The organism is Kiritimatiellia bacterium (genome assembly GCA_018001225.1).
Lineage (GTDB): Bacteria > Verrucomicrobiota > Kiritimatiellia > CAIQIC01 > JAGNIJ01 > JAGNIJ01.
The window spans coordinates 69156-89186 of sequence record JAGNIJ010000003.1 but is presented as its reverse complement, the minus strand read 5'-3'; the positions used below and the strand labels follow the sequence as shown (position 1 = coordinate 89186).

Here is a 20031-nt window from a genome sequence, read left to right as displayed (position 1 = left end):
ACGATGGCTGTCTTTTCCGAGGGGTCGTGCGTGACGGATCGGGATCACATCGTGGGCTCACGGGGTCGGAGTGGGCTTAGTCGCAGGACAAGGCTACCGGGCGGCACAAGGGCGTTGAACGGGCCCGCTGCTTTCGACCGTGAATGACCTATCCACATCGGCGCACGGCGTTGTAGCCCCTCGCCAGATTCGCGTATTCATTTCGTCCACCTTCCGCGACATGCAGGCGGAAAGAGATCATTTGGTGCGTTTCGTCTTTCCGCGGTTGCGGGAGGAGTTGTGGAAGCGCCGGATACACCTGCTGGACGTCGACCTGCGCTGGGGTGTGACTAGCGATCAGGATGCGCTGGGTGTGTGCCGCGAAATCGTGGATGAATGCAGGCCCCGGTTCCTCTGCATGCTCGGCGGCCGGTATGGCTCGATCCCGCAAGGCAAGGACACCTCGATCACGGCCGACGAGATCCACTACGGCGTGCTGGACCGGCTGGGCCGTCATGGTTCGGCCTTCTTCTACTTCCGCAACCCGGAGAGCACGGCTCAGATGGAGGAGACGATTCCCGGAGAGATGCGCGAGCCGACTGGCAGCGAGAACGAGCGGCGGCTTGCGGACCTGAAGCGGGCGATCGTCGCCGCCGGCCTTCCCGTCTTCGTCTATGCTGCGCACTGGGATGCGCAGCGCGGCCGCCTGGCCGGGCTGCAGGCGTTCGGCCAGAGAGTCTACGATGATCTGTTCAGGAGTATCTCCGAAGATCCCGAACTCGCTTCTCGCTTCGATGCGGCCGCGATGGCGGCCGGCGACGAGTTCGCTCTGCAGCGCGACGCAATGGAGGGCTTCATCGATGAGCGAGTCCAGCGATACTACGCTGGAAGCCGCCAGCCGTTGCTGGATGATCTGACACACGTCGTGCAGGGCGGTGCGAACGGTGGTATGTGTGCGCTCATTGGGCCGGCAGGGTCCGGCAAGACGGCGCTGATGGCGAAGCTATGCCGGCTGTGCTCGGCTAACGCCGGGTTGGTGGTCATTCCTCATTTTGTCGGCGCCAGCGAAGGCTCGACCGATCTCCGGCGGATGCTGCGTTGCATTTGTCATGCGCTCGCGAAGGTCTCGGGCGAAACGGCGCCGGTTGCCGATCGCGTTCAAGAGCTGGTGGACCAGTTCCGCGAATGGCAGGCGAAAGCCTCGGCCAAGTGCCGGATCGTCCTGGTCCTTGACGCTGTGAACCAGCTCGATGCGGCTGATGGCGCGCACGCTTTGCACTGGATTCCAGCTGTCCTGGCCCCGCGCGTGCGGCTGATCGTCTCCTCGAACGAGCACCCGGTCGTGGACGCCTTAAAGCGGCGCGGCGCGAGCGTACAATGGCGGGTTCTCGCTCCGTTGGAGCCGCAGGATGTGGAGGCCATCGGCACGGCGTACCTGCATCGTTACCGGAAGCGCATGGAGCCGGAACAGCTCGCGGAACTTGCGAAGAAGCAGGACAGCCGCCTCCCGATCTACATCCTGACCGCGCTCGAGGAATTGCGCACGCTCGGCACGTACGAGGAGATCACGGATCGCATCCGGGAACTGCCCGGAGAATCGGCCGGCCTGTTTCGGTGGATCCTCTTGCAGCGGCTATCCAACGATCCCGGCTTTGTTGACTCGTCCGGTGCACCCGTCGGCGCGGTGCTTGTGAATCGGCTGGCGTCCGCGCTGGCGGCCAGCCGCCACGGGCTTGCGGCGACCGAACTCACGGAGATGGTTGATCCGGGTGACCCGCTCGGCAACGTGGCGGCGCTGTTGCGCCTCCTGCGGCCCTATCTCATGTGGCGCGGCGAGTTGTTGGACTTCTACCATGGCCAATTTCGGTCGGCTGCGGAGTCCTGTTACCTCTCGTCGCCGCCGTCCGCGGAGCGCGCGCATCGCAGGCTGGCGATTCTCTTCCTCCGTCGCGCGGACCCCGGCGGCGATCGGCGATGGGGCGGGCCCGCCGCGCGGCCGTTCGAGGAGCTGACATACCATCTCCGACTGGGCGGCGGCCAAGGCATTGCCGTCCGACTGCTGCGGACGCTGTGTTACCTCGATGCGCGATGCAAGGCGAGCGGTCCGTTTCCGTTGGTGAGTGAACTCGCGGAACTGGTAAGCGCGGGCGTGCCGGGTGCAGAGGCATGGTGCGTGTTTTTGCGCGCCCGCGCCTCGACGCTGCAGCAATTTCCCGATACGCTTCCATCCTTGGCATGGCGCGAAGGTTCCCCGCCCGTGCGCGCCGCCGCGGAAGAGTACATTCATTCCGGGCCTCCGCGACGCCCATGGTTCAAGCTCGATCCGCTCCCCGATGTCGAACTCCCCAGGGAGGAGCCGTCGGCGGGGCCGGGGTTTGAAGTCGTTGCCGAGCGAGCGCTTCGCGCCAGTGCTGCCGCCATAGCCGCCCGGCTCGGGTGCGGTTTCTACCTCGAGCGGTTGGGCCGTGTCGCTGTGGTGGACCTGCGCCGTGGCCTTGCGAGCGCGTCGGCGCTGGACGTTCCGCGCGCGCGACTGCTCGCGATGGCGGCGGCCGACGATGGATCATGGGTTGCGATGGTGGACGAGCAGGGGAGGGGCGCGATCCTCCAACTTGCCTGGCCGGTGGATGGCGCGCTCGAGCCGACGGTTGGACGCCGCGAGTCGTTCATGTGCCGTTTGCCGGAGGTTGAACTTCCGGTGCTGGCGTCCGTTGGCGGCGCCCTGTGGTGGCAGGACGCGGACGGACAACTGCGCTCGCTGCGCGTTGTGGCTGGCGAAGGCGCTGACGGCGCGACGGTGGTGACGCAGCTCAACGGCGAACTGCGCGGCATCGTCGCGTCGCCGGAGTGCGTGGCCGCCTGGTCGGACGCCGGGGGGCGCACCGCCTTGACTGTTCTAGATACGGAAGGGACGGTTCTGCACAAGCGCGCCCTGCATGATAGTGTGTGCGGCGGGTGTCTGCTGTCGGGCCGCGACCTCTTTCTGCTCCAGCGAAACGCGACATCGGTCGTGCTGTCGGGTGACCGGTGGCGGGATAGGCGAGAGGGCCCCCGGCTTCCAGGCCTGATGTCGGAGAGTCATGCATTCGGCGGCGGAGTTTTGATGGTGAGCATGGAACTGCGCCGCTACGTCTGGTCCGGCCATCCCGGAGAGGCCGTGGTGGAGGTCACGGAGTTCCCCTCCGGCTACGGGACAACAAGGGCCATCGCCGAAAACGGCGACGAGTTGTTCGTGATCCTTCAGGGAGGGGCATTCTGCCTCAAGGCGGGCGGCGCGCATCGGGCCCGGTGGAGGATTCTGGCCGTCATGCCCTTCGGTTCGGGATATGCGGCCGTGGCGGAAGGCGACGACGGGTTGCACTTGGTCAGTTCAAACCCGCCCATGACCGGCAAGCTGGACGATCGAGGTGTCGGCGACGTCGCGGCCGCCTGCAACGAGCAGGAGATGGTGTGGGTTGACTACTCGGGTCGCCTGAACCGATGGACGCCGCCCATGGAGGCGAGAGGGCCCCCGCCCCGGCACGCGGGGCGCATAGAGGCGGTGGCGGTGGGGCCCGACGGAACGTTCTGGGTCGCGAATGAGTTTGGAGAGATTCTGTCGATGAAGGACGGCCAACTAAAACCGGGGGCCTCGCTGGATGTCTGGCAGCCGAACCGGCAGCGCCTTCTTGTGGGGAGTAAGCGTGTGATCTGGACAGGATTGAGTCTGGGCGAGAGCAAGAATGGCGTCGATAACCTCGAGACCATGGCCATTCTGGACCTGGAAGGCGGGGCGTGCCGCTGCGCAGGCCGTCGGTTCTTCGATCCCGCGGACGGATTGCTTACGCTCTCGTTGTGGGACGAGGATTCGGCCGAACTGGCCTGCTTCTTCCAACTGCTGGGCGTCCATCGTCAATTTGTGCGCGTGGGGACGGTGGAGGCAATGCTGGCGGGGCGGGAGCGCGTCGTTACACTCGATGTTGACGCCATCAACCTTCGGGCGGCGCTTCCCTTGCCGGGCCGCGACGGCTGGCTTGTTCACTCGTCGAACGGCCTGCTCCTGGCATTAAGCCGTGGATCGTTCGCGCAGATGGCTGCTTGGAAGGGCGCAAGGCCGTGTACGGCCTTGGCCTGCGGAGACGGTCGCGCCGGCCCGATTCTGATCGTTGAAGACTACAATCGTGTGCTGAACTGCTCGCTACAAACGGAGGGCGATCATGCCGGCCAATCTTGACCGTATCAACCAGGAGGCGATCCGTGCGGCGGAAAGGGGCCTGTTGCAAACCGCGTTGACCCGCTTCCAACAGGCGCTCGATTCCACGACGAATGCTCTGGAGCGTGCGCTGGCTGCGTATCAGCTGGGGGCGTTTCACTGGGGCGAAACCGGGGAGGGTTCCGCGGCACGCGAGTTTTTCCAGCAGACCATACGGGAGTGGAGGCAGGGCCTAAGCATGTGGGCTGGCGGCCGGCCACCGCCCAAGACGACCGTTGTCGCCAACGCCGCCGAGAACCTGATGCTGATGTCGCTCTCTTTTGATGAGTTCGACCAGTGGAGCGAGGTGCTTCGAAGTGAAGCCCCGGACGAGCCCATTCTCAGCGAACTGGCGCCCGTGTTCCAGCAGAAGAGGGAGGAGGGGGTGCCGTGGGGTGAAGTGATTCTGCACTACGCGTTTGCCTACGTGCGGAGCCCCGGTCTCGGCGGGGGCTCGCACCCGTCCAGCGGGGCCTGCATTTTCCGGCTCCTTATCGAGAACAGGAAGGCGCTGCGTCTTTCCCGGCAGAATTGGCGTATTGCGATTCTGGGGTATGTCGAGGCCATGTGCAGCGTTCTCGGGCGCGCGGAAGATCTTATGCGCAAGGCGGCCGGCGGATATCAGCCCGCGGAACTCGCGTTCGCGCATCCGTTCATGGTGAAGTGCGTGGAGGAGTACTGCGCGGAGAACCCGGCGGACAAGGAACTGGCCATGGCCCACGACATGGTGAAGAAGATGATGAAGCGGGCGTCGGCGCCGCCGGCCGCGGCCGCGCCGTCGCAGGCGGGCCCGGCGATTGATCCGCGGGCCAAGCCGACACCCGGGCACTTCGCGACGGCCCTTGTCGCCATGCTTCTCGGGCTGTGGCCGTTCGTTGCACACGCGGCGCTGGGGTGGCGCATCGCGGGTTCCGTGCTGATCACGATGGGTATCCTTTCCTTCCTGGGGTTGCTTGCGCTGGCGCGCCAGTTCGGGGGGGGGATGCCGGCCGGTTGGCAGCGAAACGACGTGGTTGCGGAAGGGATTGCGTCCGCCGGAATCCGTGGGCTGACGCTCCAGCTCGAGGGGTACAAGGTCGGGCCCATGGCCTACCTGTACCTGGATTTCGTGCCGGGGAATCCAGCGTCACAGGACGGCCAGGAGCGAGCGGTCCACATGGCGCTGCGCAGCATTGTTGCGCTGACGCTTCCCGTGGTGGTCGGGGGGATGGCGGGCTATCGCTTGGTCAATCCGGGGATTCAGTACACCATCGGATTTGGGCGCGGGGTGGCGGTGCCATTCTACGAACTGCACGGTCCCAGCGGTGTGCTCCAAACGCTGCAGGTGGGAAGCGAATTCGAAGACGGGCGCTACCGGATATGCATTCATCCCAGCGGCGGTCCCGTTGACGCCATGTTCCTTGCCGCCATGAACAATGCGGGCGCCGAGCTCCAGAGGGATTTGGGCGAGGCGTTCATGTCCATTCGTAGCCGGGTGATTACGCTATGATCGGCGGTGCGGGCGAGTGGGTGGAGAAAAAGTCATGAGCCAGTGCCGGGCCGGGCGAGCATGACCGACCCGCGTGCTGCGGCTGCGATCGTGGAGGTGTGAAGAGACAGGACAAAACCACAACTCACTCCGCGCCTCCACGCGGTCAGCCGGTTTTTGAAATCTCGACGTCCGCGACACGCAGCATGAGCGGTATGCGCGGCGGGACGGATAGCAGACCATGAACTCAAGCGAAGCAGGTAAGTCGCCGTTAACCATATTCATCTGGAAATCCCGCCCGATCTTCATCTCCTCCACGTTCCGCGACATGCACGCGGAGTGGGATAATCGGCCCCTTCCTTGAGCGTCTCCGAGACGCGGACTTCCTCAAACGCGACAATCTGCTGGGGCTGATTTCCTGACAGGACAGATCTCTGAAGGTGGCCCAACTGGTAATTGGGAATGGACATGCTCTCGGCGCCGCGATACGCTGCGAGCCAGAGGTTTTTTGCCGGCCGTTCAGCCGGATCAGGGGATGCGCTGGAGGGAGGCGGCCATGCAGGATACGGTGCTCGACTGGCACGCAAATGAGCCGTTCCTGGGGAGGGTTCTGGAATGACGCCACGGATCAAAGTGTTTCTTAGTTTTCCCCGCGCCACACAAACCGGGGATGATTCCTGTTCTCCGCGCGAGGAGGCCTACGTCCACCGAGTCAGCTACTTCCTCCGTAAGCAGGAAGATCTGGATGTGTTCTGCTATGACATAGCCGGGGAGGCTGGAGACCTCTGGAAGGTACATGTGGCGCCGCATTTGTCCGTGGCGGATGTGTTTGTTCTGTTTCTAGGTCCCGCGTTACGTGAGTCGTCGGGGCAATTGACGGAGTTCAGGACATGGTATGTTCCCCAGCGGAACAGGGAGCGGCTTCTGGTTGTCCACATGAGAGCGTGTGTCGATCTGTCTGTGCTTGAGGAGGAGGGGCAGTTGCCCGGGCCCGTATTTACAGTTCCGGACTTAAGTGTTGATGAACTTCATAATGCGCAGAAATGTGCCGAGCAGATATATTGTTCCATTCCGAATACAATGGGGAAGTTGTGGCTCGACGGATTACCGCTCGGGTACCTCTTTGACTACGAAAAGAAGATTATAGACGCTTTTGCAGTAGAAGGCGACCGTTCTTTCCAAGTGGTCGACGCGCGTACGGACACTCGAAAACGCGACTTGCGCAAACCGCCTGTCCTGGCGGGCGGGGGCTTGGTGAGGTGGCCGAGCCTGGAGGACAATCGGGAAACATGTTCTTGGGGCACACCTTTATCAAAGGAGGAAAATGGAGAGTATCGTGACGGGAAGGTCGTCATTGTTGACCCTCGCGGGGTCTATCATGGCGAACCCGAGAACAATGGCGCCTGTTTAAAAGAATTGCAGGGGCATTCCCAGAAGGCGGGGCCGCGCGAGGAGAGCGAAAGCACCTGCTTAAAAAATTTGCATTTGTATTTCCCGGAGGCGGGGCCGCGAGCGAAGTTGGCTTTTCCAATAGCTGGCAACACAGGGCTGACAATAGGCGTGGTTGTCTCTGGCGGCATCGCGCCGGGTATTAATGCTGTGATTGGGGGGATTGTTGAGAGACATCGTCAGTATTGTGCCGGGTCAGCGGGAACGAACGCATATTCACCCGGACAAGCAACGTCTTCTTACGGGCTTCGGATTAGGCTTTTTGAGCATGGGTTCATAGGAATTGCGGAGGCGCAACGAAGAGATGTTAGCATTGGAATAGGCGGAGAACCAGATGAGGGCAAGGATATTTTAAGCGAACTCCAGAGGGCCAAGTCTGCGGGCGGGTCCGTGCTGTCCACGGCGCGTCATGACGATCTTCTCGAGGGCAAGCCGGAGAGGAGGGGGCTGCTTGAAAAGGTTCTTTCCAATCTTACCGATAAGCCCAAGCATCCCCATGAGCCTGACTGCCGTGTGGACGTCCTTTACGTTATCGGGGGGGAGGGAAGCATGCGGGCCGCGCATGCGTTGGCGGAGCGTGCTCGGCTGACCGGGAAGCCGTTGAGCGTTGTTTGTATCCCCAAGACGATGGACAACGATATCCTCTGGGTGTGGCAATCATTCGGATTCCTGTCCGCGGTCGAAAAGGCCCGTGAGTTTTTTACTCAACTGGAAACCGAGGTGCGGTCGAACCCGCGGCTGTGCATCATGCAGTTATTCGGATCCGACTCCGGCTTTGTCGTCAGCCATACCGCGTTGGCGGGCGGGAGCGGTTGCTTGGCGGCCCTGATCCCCGAAATAGACTTTTCCATGACGGAGCTTTCCTGCTATGTCCGGCACAGGCTCCAGGAAAGAGATCACGGCATTCTTGTGCTGGCTGAAACCGCAATGCCTGTGGACGTGGAGGACTATGTTGAAGATCCGGTTGTGGCTCTCACTCCCCGGGAGAAAAGCGCGGTCCGCACCTTCGTTGGGTCAGCGTTGTTGCGGGAGGACGAAGTTGATCCGGGCGGTTGGAACGATTTGATTTCGAACATGCTGGACACGAGCAAGCCCTTGCTTGCGGAGGGTCTTGGGCCCTTTGCCCATACATTCAGTCAACAGGAAACGGCTTTTCTAAAAGACCTCCACCGTCGGCTTAATGGGCAGGGGGATATGGAGGAGCAGGACCAGTCCCGGATCGTTGCGATAATCAATGCCGCGATTTGCCGGAGGGCGGATGACTGGTTGAGTCGGATTGGGGAGCAATGTTCGCCACTGTTCGGGGTGCCTATGAGAAGAGCCCTTGACTACGTGCGCTCTTATCTGGCCGGGCCGGAGGATAGGACTCCCGCGATGGAACTGAAACACCTCGCGGCATTGAATACGGTCATGTGCTTGCCGTACGAGGCGCGTGCCATTATAACCAAAGCCCCTCCGTCCAAGGTGTTGTTCGAGCAACTGAAGAAGCGGCTTGGAGAAACGTACGGGCGCCTGGTTGTTGAGACGCATCTCAAGGTCCCGAGACGGCGCTGGACCGAGCACAGGGACCGGAGGGTTTTTGGACAAACGCCGGACGCGCTTCGGACGGCCGGGCTGAAGATAATTTCTCGTGTGCTCGAAAGGGAAATCCAAACAGAAAGCCGACAGGATCGGTCGGGCCGCCAGGCCACTTTCTGGGGCAAGTATCCACTGCGGGTTTTCGCCAGCGAGCCACGGCATTTGATCCGGGCGATCGGGCCCAGTTGTCACGACGTCATCTTCGGCGATCGCATGGGTAGGCTGGCCGTGGACGGGGCCATGGCGGGATACCGGGACTTCATGATCAGCCAGTGGTTGACCGAGTTCGTCCTGGTCCCGCTGCCCCTGGTCGTCCTGGGCCGGAAGCGCGTTCCGAGCGACGGCATCTTCTGGAAATCGGTCGTCGCCAGCACGGGGCAGCCCGACAATTTGTGGTATTAGCGCATTGTGGTAAGCCGGGGCTGCCGGGGCGGAAGGATGGGTTTGCGCCCGAGGGAAGGGGCGCCGGGAGTCGCCTTGGACAGGCCACGCCCCGTGCCCCGCAATCGTCCGAGATCTATCGGCCGGCTTGAATGATATCGCCAAGGTTTCGCATACATAAGCGGAAGCAAACAGAAGGTCGCACAGGATGCGAAAGGATGCGAGTCGGAAGTAGACTGCGCACCTATTCTTATATACAAAAGAAAACATTACTGTTATCTTTCGGATATGGAATATGATGCGTTGGTGAATTTAACCGGGGCGATGCCGTGCTTTGATCTGGCGTTGCTAGCACAGGCGTTTGATGACCGGCGGGATGCCATCCGGGTTCAGTTGTCGCGCTGGATGAAGCAGGGCAAGGTCATCGGACTCCGGCGGGGCATGTACACGCTGTCCGACACCTACCGGCGCGCGCCGCTGGTCCCGGCGGCTCTCGCCAACCAGTTGTACCGGCCATCCTACCTTAGCGGCTTATGGGCGCTGGGCCACTATGACCTGATTCCGGAACGCGTGGTTCGGTTCACGAGCGTGACTTCGCGCGTGCCGCGCCGCTTCGAGAATGCATTCGGCGTCTTTGACTACTGCAATATCAAGCAGGATTGCTTCTTCGGCTTCACGACGGTGAGCCGCGCCGGGCAAGACATCGTGATTGCGGAACCGGAGAAGGCGTTGCTTGACCACTGGCACCTGACCGCGGGGGAATGGACCACGGAGCGGCTCGACGAAATGCGATACCAGCATGTTGACCGGGTGTCTAAGCGGCGGCTTCGCGATTATGCCGCGCGCTTCAAGAGCCCGCGACTGGATCGGGCGGTCGGGCGATGGCTCGCGCTGGCCTCCGGTGCGGAGACAGGCGCGGTGTTGCTGTGAAGGAACAGGCCCTCGCGCTGGTTCGTGACGTAAAGGATACCGGTCAAGCCCTGAACAGGTTGCGGGAGTATCTACAGGCCCTCGTTCTCCGATCGTTTCATGAGTCAGAAGCCTTCCGCCCGCTCGCCTTTGTCGGCGGAACGGCGCTTCGGTTCCTGCACAACCTGCCGCGATTCTCGGAAGACCTCGATTTCTCGCTGGTCTCGACCGAGGGCTATGCGGGGAGAGAGTGGATGGAGAAGGTGAAGCGGGATCTGGGGTTGGCGGGGTTCGCCCCGGAAGTGACCTGGAACGACCGCAAGACCGTGCATGCGGGTTGGGTACGCCTGCCGGGAATCCTGCGCGACGCGGGCCTGTCGGCCATGGCGGACGAGAAGCTGGCCATCAAGGTGGAAATTGATACCCGCCCGCCGGAAGGGGCACGCTGCGAGCGCCGGGTGGTGACCCGATATGTGACCTTCCTGCTCCAGCACTACGACTTGCCGTCGCTGCTGGCAGGCAAACTGCACGCCGCGATCACCCGCAAGTATGCCAAGGGCCGCGACTGGTATGACCTTCTGTGGTATCTGTCGCAACGGCCGCCGGTGGCCCCGAACCTGGCCCTGCTGCAGAACGCGCTCGATCAGACCCAGGGCGCGGGCCGGCTGGATGCGCGCCAATGGCCGATGCTGGCGCGTGACAGGCTGAAGAAGCTGGATATGCAGGCGATCGCGGAAGAGATCCGCCCCTTCCTCGAACGCACTCGGGATGTGGAGTTTATCAGCGTGGAAACGCTGGACCATCTCCTGGCTGACACGTCCGGCGCGCAGGGATAGAATGTGCCCAAGGTGGTCGCCGGCCGGGACCGGAAGGCCATCGAATAGAGTTCGAGGTGCTGCGCGGGCCAACAAGGGGGGAACCGTCATGGCCGACAAGAAGAAGCTGACGCCGGAGGAGCACAAGTACCAGATCGAGACGTTTACCGCGGAACGGCCGAACTACGTCGTCTATGCCGACGCGCTGCGGCAGGCGCTGGAACGCGCGTGCGCCATCGCCATTCCGGAGGCCCTGGTGCAGGCCCGCGCCAAGACGGTATCGAGTTTTGCGGAGAAGGTGGCGCGCCGGTGGGACACCTACTACTACCCGGACCGCGTCATGACCGATCTGTGTGGAGCGCGGGTGATGGTCCAGACCCTGGAACAGGTCGCCGCCGTGCGCGAGTTCATCGAGGCGAACTTCACGATCTGCGAATCGGACGAGAAAGGCCTGCGCCTGGGCACGGACCAGTTCGGCTACCGCGATATGCACTACATCGTCCAACTGAAGAAGGAACGGTGTTCCGCGTTGGGGATTGACGACAAGACGGCGGCGAAGATCGGCGACCGCAAGGCGGAAGTCCAGGTGCGCACGTGGTTGCAGCACGCCTGGGCGGACACGCTGCACGACCGGCTGTACAAGAACCCGCTGCCGCTTCCCGCGGACACGCGGCGCACCGGCAACCTGCTGGCCGCGCTGATGGAAGAAGGCGACCGCACCTACAACGCCATGGCCCACGAAATAGACGGCATGCTGGCCAACTACACGTCCTTCGCCAGGAAACAGGACGTCGAGAACGAGGTCAAGGTGCAGGAACTGATCCTGGCCAACGAGCCGAATCCTGCGAAACGGCCGGCGTTGGCGCTCAAACTGGCCCGGCTGCACGCGGCCCGGGGCGACTTCGCCACCGTCGTGAGCGTGCTTGAACCGCACGCGGGGGTCGCCGACGCGAACCGTTGCGAGCTGCTCCAGGACCTCGGTTTCGCGTTGTGCAAGGTCCATCGGGGACGGCCCGATTCCGCCGAGTATCAACGGGGCCGGTCGTTGTTGAGCGATGCGATCGCGATCTGCTGCGAAGACGGCTGCGCTTTCGTGCCGAACCTTCGGAAACGGGAAAGCCTGCATGCGCGCGCCTTGTGGCGCCTTGCCTGGGCGCTGGAGCCCCTTCGCGGGGAACGGCACGTGGCCCGGGAACTCTACCAGCGCGCCCTGGAACACGAGCCGGATAACCCGTACTACCTGGCCGACATGATCGGCTTCGAGATCTACTGCGGCCACCAGCGGTCTCTGCCCGCCGCGATGCGGACCGTGCTGCAGGAGGCCGTCAAAACCTGCCGGAACCAGGCGGCGGCAGGGATCGAACTTCCCCGAGCTTACTTCGCCGCGGGCCGGCTCGGATTGGTGCTGGGAGCCCCCCTGGATGCCTTGGGCGACTACGCCCGCGGCATCCGCCATATCCTGGCCGGGACACACTGTGCCCCGACCGACGCGCTGGTCGTCGAGGTAGAGTGGGTGGAACGTCTGCATGTGGGCGAAGAGCCTCCGGATGGACACCGCTGGGTTCTGGAGTTCCTCGACCTCGCCGGTCGATGCGGCGCCGGCCAGGGGGGCAACGTGATTCCGCCTCGCGCGCTGATTCTGTCAGGCGGCGCCGCGTCGCTGGACGCGGCCGCGGTGGAGGGAATCTATCCGTTGATGGAGGCGGCCCTGGACGGTTTCGCCGGCACGGTGGTTTCGGGCGGGACGACGTCCGGGGTGCCGGGTGGCGCGGGCGCGGCGGCCGCCGCGCTGGCGACCCGTGGCGCCAGGCGGTTCGAGTTGGTGGGCTACATCCCCGAGCAGTTGCCGCACGATGCCAAGAAGGACAAACGCTATGACCGTTTGGTGGTCTGCGGCAAGGCCGGGTTCACGCCCGACCAGATTCTGCGAAGTTGGCGGGACCTGCTGGGCGCAGGCGTCAAGCCGCAGGAGGTCATGTGCATCGGGTTCGGCGGCGGGTCGATCAGTGCCGTCGAATACCGGCTCGCGCTGGCGCTGGGCGCGCGGGTGGTCGCCACCTTCGGGTCCGGCGGCGCGGCGGACGCGCTGATCGCCGATCCGCTCTGGGCCGGCATACCGAGCCTGATGCCGCTGCCTTCGGACCAGGCATCGTTCCACGCATTGCTCAAGCCCGGAGATGGTGAGATCGAACCCGCGGTCGTCGAGGTCATGGCTCAAGAACTCCACAGGCGGTATGTGGACGGCAGCGCCAAACGGCTGCCGGCGAACATGCGGCCATGGGACAAGCTCGGCGAAACCTACAAGACGGCCAACATCGAACAGGCCAAGTACTCCGTGCGCATCCTCGAGGCCTGCGGTTTCGAGGTGCGTCCGGCAGCCGATCCCAAGAAGTTGTGTGTCTTCGACGCCAACGACTTCACTGGCGAGGAAGTCAAGCTGATGGCCGAGATGGAGCATGGGCGCTGGAACGTCGAGCGGATTCGCGATGGCTGGCGTCCCGGCAAGCCGCGCGACGACGAGAAGAAGATCCACGACTGCCTGCTTCCATGGGCGGACCATGGCCTTGACGCCGTCCGGCACTACGACGAAGATGCCGTCCGCAAGTTTCCCGAAATCCTGGCCAAGGCCGGGCTGGAAGTGAGGAGGAAACAGCCGTAGGGCGCGCGATTCCATTGGGGCTCCCGTCTTGGCGATATGGAGAGTCACTCGCGCCGGGAGGTAGGCAGACCGTGACACCTGATACACCCATGGTCCTGTATGCCCTCATCCGGCGTGAGTCGGGTGGCGGGGGGCACCAGTTCCTTGTACGCCAGACGCACGGGTCGTTCACATTCCCGCCGACGAAGATGGCGAAGGACGAGGATCTGTATACGGCGCTCGATCGCATCATGGAAGGGGACCTGCGGGCGCGGCGAAAGTCTTTCTATCTGGAGGCCGAGTTCCCGGTCGTCGAGCGAGCACAGAACAGCCCGGCCTACGAGGGATTGTCCGGCACATGGTATCTCTATCCCGTCGCCGTCTCGTTGACGCCGGATGCCTTGTCGGAGCTCGGTTCTCCGGGATCCGATCTTGCCTGGATGACGCTCGACGCCTTGGCCTCCTCGTCGTCGGAACCCAACACGCAGGCGATCATTGACTCCCTTCGGACGGATGGGGCTCAACGGCTGAACGAGACGCCTGTCAAGCCGTCCATGGACGCTCTCGCCTCCTACTGGGCCCGGTTTCACGACAGCGGTGTGCGCATCGTGCGTGGCGAAACGGTAAAGAAGATTCTCAACACCGGCGATCGGGCCTTCAACCTGCGCGTGGCCGATCCCTATCTCTCGTACCAGAAACAAGGTCTCGGATTCACCTGGAGCTTCTTCACGCCCAGGGACAAGCAGGACCTGCACGTGCACGGCCTTCCGGCGGTGGAGATTTACGGCGTGATCGAAGGCCGCCTGCAGCTCTGGTGGAAACCGATGAACGCCCGCGGCGTCCGCGTATGGAAGAGCCAGATTCTCGAACCGGGTGACTGGGCCGAGGTGGAGCCCCTCCATTGTCATTTTGCGGCCTGGCTGACCCCGGAAGGCCTGGGCACGGTCATCAAGGCCGCCGGCACCGGCGAGTTGGCCGGCGTCGGCCGCCTCGGGGTCGCAGGAAAGACCACATGTGCATGGAAAGGCCCGGATGGCCGCGAACAGCATTGCAGCAACTACGGCCAGTGCGCCCTCTCGCCGGCAATGCAGGTGTTGATGGATGAATATGCCAAGCCGTTCGATAAGCGTGACTACAAGCGCATACATTCGATAGCCGAAACCGAACAGGGATTGTAGCCGCTTAGACAAGAGGCGCGGATAGTGACGCGGAGCTCCGGGCGTGAAGCGTGAAGCCATTGCCGTTGGGATGTACCCGGCCCGGTTGTCGGCGGACGGCAGGTTGCGGCTGCCGACGAATTGGCGCAACCTGTTTGTGACCTCCGCCGCCCCGATCGTGCTGCTGGCGCCTATCGAAAAAAGCTACCTTACGATGGTGCCGGAGTGCCGGATCAAGATGGAAAGAAAAGCGGCAAGGGCAGCGGAGCGGCGGCCGCGCGAGAATGACAAATGGCAGAAAGATCGCGATGCCGTCATTGCCGGCTTCAGGCTCGCCAGGGAGGTCCGGATCCGGAGCGGCGGGCGTTTCACCATACCCAGGGAATTGAGGGACCTGGTATTCCCTTCGCCTGAAGTTGTGCTGGCCGGTTGCTTCGATTCCGCCGAGATCTGGCCGCGTGACGAATGGGAAAAGGTCGAGAGCGGATTGCTTCGAAACGCGAAGCTGTTGAAGGCAACGTCGCGTCTCGGATTCTGAATATTAAAAAGCCTGATTAGGAGGCAATCCGGCCCGTGCCGCTCGATACGCTTCGGCCGGAGGACGAACCGTGAAGATCCGACACATCAAAATCGAACGGTTCCGGGGAATACGGGAACTGGAAGACCGCGTGGGCGGAGACATCGTGTGCCTCTTGGGCTGGGGATTCCACAAAGACAACAATGCTGAATGCGGTCGCGTTCAAGCGTGAGCCCGATGAGCAGCTGGTGGGGAGGGCCGGCAAACTGAGTCGCGACTGGTATGTGGTTGACATTTCATCATAGTGAGATAATTATTTCATTATGGAATCGGCGCTATTTGAGCACGCGTACGGCGCCGTGTTGGCGGAACTGGCGCGGCGGCTGAAGGAGCCGGCGCCGGGGCGGGTGCAACTGCTGACCGGGCCGCGGCAGGTCGGAAAGACGACGCTGCTGGGCGAGATCGAGGCACAGTGGCGGGGCAAGTCGCTGTACCTGGCCGCCGATGCGCCCGAGGCATCTCTACCCGGCTGGTGGGAGCGCCAGTGGCAGCGCGCGCGCGAACTCGCAGCCGGCACAGGACCGGCGATTCTCCTTCTGGACGAGATCCAGTATCTCTCGGACTGGAGCCGGCGGCTGAAGCATGAGACGGACCGGCTTGCGAAGGAACGCACGGCGCTGCATGTCGTGGTCACCGGTTCCTCGGCCCTGCACCTGGGCGCGGGGACGCGTGAGACCATGGCCGGACGCTTCGAGCGGCTTTCCCTGCTGCACTGGCCGCCCCGCGAACTGGTTGCCCGGTTTGGCCTCGCCCCCGTCGCCGCCGTCGAGTTCGTGGTGACGCACGGCGGTTACCCGGGGGCGGTCGCGCTTCGCGACGAAGAACGACGGTACCGGCGGTATGTGCTCGATAGTATTGTCGAGCCGGCCATCGGTCGCGACCTCCTGGCGACGGAAGTCGTTCGGAAGCCCGCGATGCTGCGCCAGATCTTTGCGGTTGCCGTCAGTCACCCGGCGCAAATTGTCTCCCTGCAGAAGATCCAGGGCGCCCTGGCCGAACCGGGGTCGCTGGCCACGGTTGCGCACTACCTGCGCCTGCTGGAAGAAGCCTGCCTGGTCGCGCCCGTCGCCAAGTACTCGCGGCAGGCGGTCCGGCAGCGCGCGGCCCCGCCCAAGCTGGTGGTGTTGAACAACGCCCTGCTGGGCGCGGGCGGCGGTGCGCCGCCCGATCCGGAAACCCAGCCGGAACGCTGGGGGCGCTGGGTGGAGAACGCCTGCATGGCCTTGGCGTGGAATGCCGGCCAGCAGATCCGGTACTGGCGGGAAGAGCCCTGCGAGGTGGATTTCATCTCCGAAGGTTCGTGGGGCGGTTTCGCGGTGGAGGTCAAAACGGGGGACTACACCGGCCGCGATCTCGCCGGCCTGCTGGAATTCCAGCGCCGCTTTCCGGAACTCCGCCCGCTGGTCCTGTGCGATCCGGGCCGCGAAGCCATCGCCCGGCGCCTCGGCTTGCCGGTCTCGAGCTGGAAGGAATTCCTCCTGAACGGACCGGCCTCGGCGGCGGCCAGACCCGCATGAAACCGCTTGCAGAAAAGCCGGCCCCCGTCCCTTGGAAACGCATCGCTGTATTCGTCGGTTCCACGTTCGGCGCATGTACGGGGAGCGGGATTACGAGGACTAAATCGACCACGATGATCCTGGAGATGTGCCCCCTATGACCTCGACAGAAACCGCCGGCCCCGCCCGCGTCTTCCTCTCCTACGCCCGCGGGGATGATGAGGCGTTCGTCCGCCGGCTCCATGCCGACCTGACCGCCTCCGGGTTCGAAGTCTGGTTCGACCGCGAATCGCTGCTGTCGCGCGGGCTGACCTTCCACCAGGAGATCAAGGACGCCATCCGCACGGAAGTGGACCGCATCGTCTATATCGGCGGCCCTAAGGCGGCGATCTCCCTCTATGTGCGCGAGGAGTGGGAGACCGGCTTGGAGTTCGACCACATCGTCGTAACCCCGATCCTGCGGCTGGGCGACTACGAGACCTGCGTGCCCGGCGAACTGGGCCTGCTGCACTGCGAGGACTTCCGCGACGACGCGAAGTACGAGGGCGCGCTGTCCAAACTCGTGGAGAGCTTGCGGCAGCCCAACCCCAAACTCGGCGCACTCTTCGCCGTGCCCACGCTGCCGCCCCACTTCATCGCCCGGCCCGATCTGCTGCGCCGGGTGCGCGACGCCCTGCTGGTGGACCTCCAGAAGCCGCAGGTGATCACCAGCGCCGACGCCAAGGTCGGCATGCAGGGCATGGGCGGCATCGGCAAGTCCGTACTCGCCGCCGCCATGGCCCGCGATCGCCAGATCCGGCAGTCCTATCCCGACGGCATCGCGTGGATCGCCTGCGGCCAGCGCCTTACCAATGACGATCTGCTGGCGCGGCTGCGCGATCTGGCCAAACACCTCGGCGGCGACTCCTCATTCACCTCGTTGCCGCAGGGCCAGGGCGTTCTCCGGGAACTGCTCCAGTCCAGGTCCGTTCTGATCGTGCTCGACGACGTCTGGCACGCGAAGGATGCCCAGGCCTTCGACGTGCTCGGGCCCCGCTGCCGGATGCTGGTCACCACCCGCGACGCCGGCATCCTGCACGCGCTGAACGGCGACCTTGTTCCCGTCTCGCTCTTCACCGAGTCCGAGTCGCTGCACCTGCTCGCGGATGCGGTCAGCACCAAGGAGCACCCCGTCTCCGCCGCGACGCTCCCGCCCGAGGCCAAGGCCATTGTCAAGGAATGCGGGTGCCTGCCGCTGGCCCTCGCCCTCTGCGGCGGCATGGCCCGGAAGCGCGGCGGCGATTTCTCCAGCGTCCTCGAACGCCTGCGCCGCGCCGACCTCGACAAGATCGCCGACCGCGAATCCATCAACGAGCAGCACCGCAGCATCTGGCGCGCGATGCAGGCCAGCGTGGAGATGCTGTCGGCGGACGAGCAGAACCGCTTCGCCGAACTGGCCGTCTTCGACACCGACGGCGCCGTGCCCGCAGCGGCCGCAGCCGTCCTCTGGGCGCATACCGGCCAGCTCGACGACCTCGACACCGAAGACCTGCTCATCAATCTGTCCGAGCGCTCCCTGATGCAACTCGACACCAAGCCTGACGCCAACGGCAAGCCGTTGCGCCGCTTCCGCCTCCACGACCTCCTGCACGACTACGCCGTGCGCCTGTCCGGCGACATGAAAGCCCTGCACGGCAAGCTGCTCGATGCCTACCGCGCCAAATGCCCCGCTGGCTGGCATGAGGGGCCGAACGACGGCTACTTCTTCCAGAACCTCTGCCATCACTTCATCGCGCGCGAAGACTGGGACAGTCTGATCGGCAATGACGCGACAGCCGGCCCGCTTTCCGATCTGCTTTTCATCCAGGCCAAGTGCGAGGCGGGGCTGGTTCATGAACTCGTCACGGACTACAACGCCGCGCTGACGGCATTGCCGGAGTTCGCCGAGGAGAACGAACACAACCGCAGGCGCGACGCGGCGACGATCGCCTACAACCAGGCGCTGCGGGACTATGCGGTCGTCCGCTGCGACTGGTGGTTTGCGAAGGAGCGCGGCGAAGCGCGCCCCGAACCGCCGTACCCGCCGCTGCCGCGGGGACTGCAGGAGGAGACCCAGTCCGCCATCCCCGAGGAATCCTCCCCCCGCGCCGCGCGGCTGCGTCACTTCGCCAACTTCGCTTCAAGTCACATCGCACTTCTAGCGGCAAATCCCGGAGAGACGCTCCCCTTGGCCTGGAACACCGCGGACGAGGGACCAATCTGCGAGCGGGCCGAAAGACAGATCTCCGGTTTCAGACGGCCCTGGCTCCGCCGTACACCCCGCCCGCCCGCCCACCCCTTGAGACCGCAATGCCTGCGCACCCTCGAAGGCCACGCGGACGAGGTCAGTAGCGTGAGCGTGAGCCCCGACGGGCGGCGCGCGGTCTCGGGCAGTTCCGACAAGACCCTGCGGGTCTGGGACCTGGAAACCGGCCAATGCCTGCGCACCCTCGAAGGCCACGCGGACGGGGTCAGTAGCGTGAGCGTGAGCCCCGACGGGCGGCGCGCGGTCTCGGGCAGTTCCGACAAGACCCTGCGGGTCTGGGCCCTGGAAACCGGCCAATGCCTGCACACCCTCGAAGGCCACGCGGCCGGGGTCAGTAGCGTGAGCGTGAGCCCCGACGGGCGGCGCGCGGTCTCGGGCAGTTCCGACAAGACCCTGCGGGTCTGGGACCTGGAAACCGGCCAATGCCTGCACACCCTCGAGGGCCACGCGGCCGGGGTCTGGAGCGTGAGCGTGAGCCCCGACGGGCGGCGCGCGGTCTCGGGCAGTGACGACCAGACCCTGCGGGTCTGGGACCTGGAAACCGGCCAATGCCTGCGCACCCTCGAAGGCCACGCGGCCTGGGTCTTGAGCGTGAGCGTGAGCCCCGACGGGCGGCGCGCGGTCTCGGGCAATGACGACAAGACCCTGCGGGTCTGGGACCTGGAAACCGGCCAATGCCTGGTGGTCTATCAGGCCGGCGCGGCCGTCTTCGCCGCGTTGTTCTCCCCCGACGGCAACCGCCTTGTTTGCGGAACTGCCGACGGTCAGATGCACTTCCTCACGCCGATCAACTTCCCGCCATCCGGCCCGCCGGTCGTCACGCCCGTGCGCCTCTGGCTATTTGGCGAGGTCCGCAAGAATGCCGCCGGCGCCTTCGCCTCCGCCCCCGGGCGCTGGGCCGATGACCTCACCTGCCGCTGCGCTCATTGTGGCCAGGTCTTCGTTTCCAATCCGCCATCCGCACCCGTTCCAACCTGCCCACACTGCGGCGGCGCGCTGAAGTTCAATCCGTTTGTGGTGGACGGAAGAGATTTTGGATGAGCGGCAGGAATGAAATCTTATGGTTTCT

General features: G+C 64.1%; 10 protein-coding genes. All 10 read left to right on the top strand.

Annotation, left to right across the window (positions count from 1 at the left end; genetic code table 11):
- Positions 1 to 139 precede the first annotated feature (139 nt).
- The 10 genes from KA248_02120 (at position 140) to KA248_02075 (ending at position 20003) form a co-directional block, all read left to right on the top strand.
- Positions 140 to 4192 (top strand): DUF4062 domain-containing protein, encoded by a 4053-nt coding sequence (locus KA248_02120; protein ID MBP7828695.1) that lies wholly within the window; start codon positions 140 to 142, stop codon positions 4190 to 4192.
- Complete coding sequence (locus KA248_02115) at positions 4176 to 5699, top strand: hypothetical protein (GenBank protein MBP7828694.1); 1524 nt, start codon at positions 4176 to 4178, stop codon at positions 5697 to 5699. Before KA248_02120 ends, KA248_02115 begins: the two co-directional genes overlap by 17 nt.
- A gap of 594 nt (positions 5700 to 6293) precedes the next feature.
- Positions 6294 to 9107, top strand: a complete 2814-nt coding sequence (locus KA248_02110; GenBank protein MBP7828693.1) for a 6-phosphofructokinase — start codon at positions 6294 to 6296, stop codon at positions 9105 to 9107.
- A gap of 267 nt (positions 9108 to 9374) precedes the next feature.
- Positions 9375 to 10016, top strand: a complete 642-nt coding sequence (locus tag KA248_02105; GenBank protein MBP7828692.1) for a hypothetical protein — start codon at positions 9375 to 9377, stop codon at positions 10014 to 10016.
- A complete protein-coding gene (locus KA248_02100) occupies positions 10013 to 10831 on the top strand; it encodes a nucleotidyl transferase AbiEii/AbiGii toxin family protein (protein ID MBP7828691.1) in 819 nt (272 codons plus the stop codon). Before KA248_02105 ends, KA248_02100 begins: the two co-directional genes overlap by 4 nt.
- A gap of 88 nt (positions 10832 to 10919) precedes the next feature.
- Positions 10920 to 13469, top strand: a complete 2550-nt coding sequence (locus KA248_02095; protein ID MBP7828690.1) for a hypothetical protein — start codon at positions 10920 to 10922, stop codon at positions 13467 to 13469.
- A gap of 89 nt (positions 13470 to 13558) precedes the next feature.
- Entirely contained in the window at positions 13559 to 14626 is a 1068-nt protein-coding gene (locus KA248_02090; protein ID MBP7828689.1) for a hypothetical protein, read from the top strand.
- Between the two features lie 43 nt (positions 14627 to 14669).
- Entirely contained in the window at positions 14670 to 15143 is a 474-nt protein-coding gene (locus KA248_02085; protein ID MBP7828688.1) for a hypothetical protein, read from the top strand.
- Positions 15144 to 15445: 302 nt separating this feature from the next.
- Positions 15446 to 16699 carry an ATP-binding protein gene (locus KA248_02080; protein MBP7828687.1) on the top strand — a complete coding sequence of 418 codons (1254 nt, stop codon included), beginning with the start codon at positions 15446 to 15448 and terminating at the stop codon, positions 16697 to 16699.
- A gap of 136 nt (positions 16700 to 16835) precedes the next feature.
- Positions 16836 to 20003 (top strand): TIR domain-containing protein, encoded by a 3168-nt coding sequence (locus KA248_02075; protein ID MBP7828686.1) that lies wholly within the window; start codon positions 16836 to 16838, stop codon positions 20001 to 20003.
- Positions 20004 to 20031 lie beyond the last annotated feature (28 nt).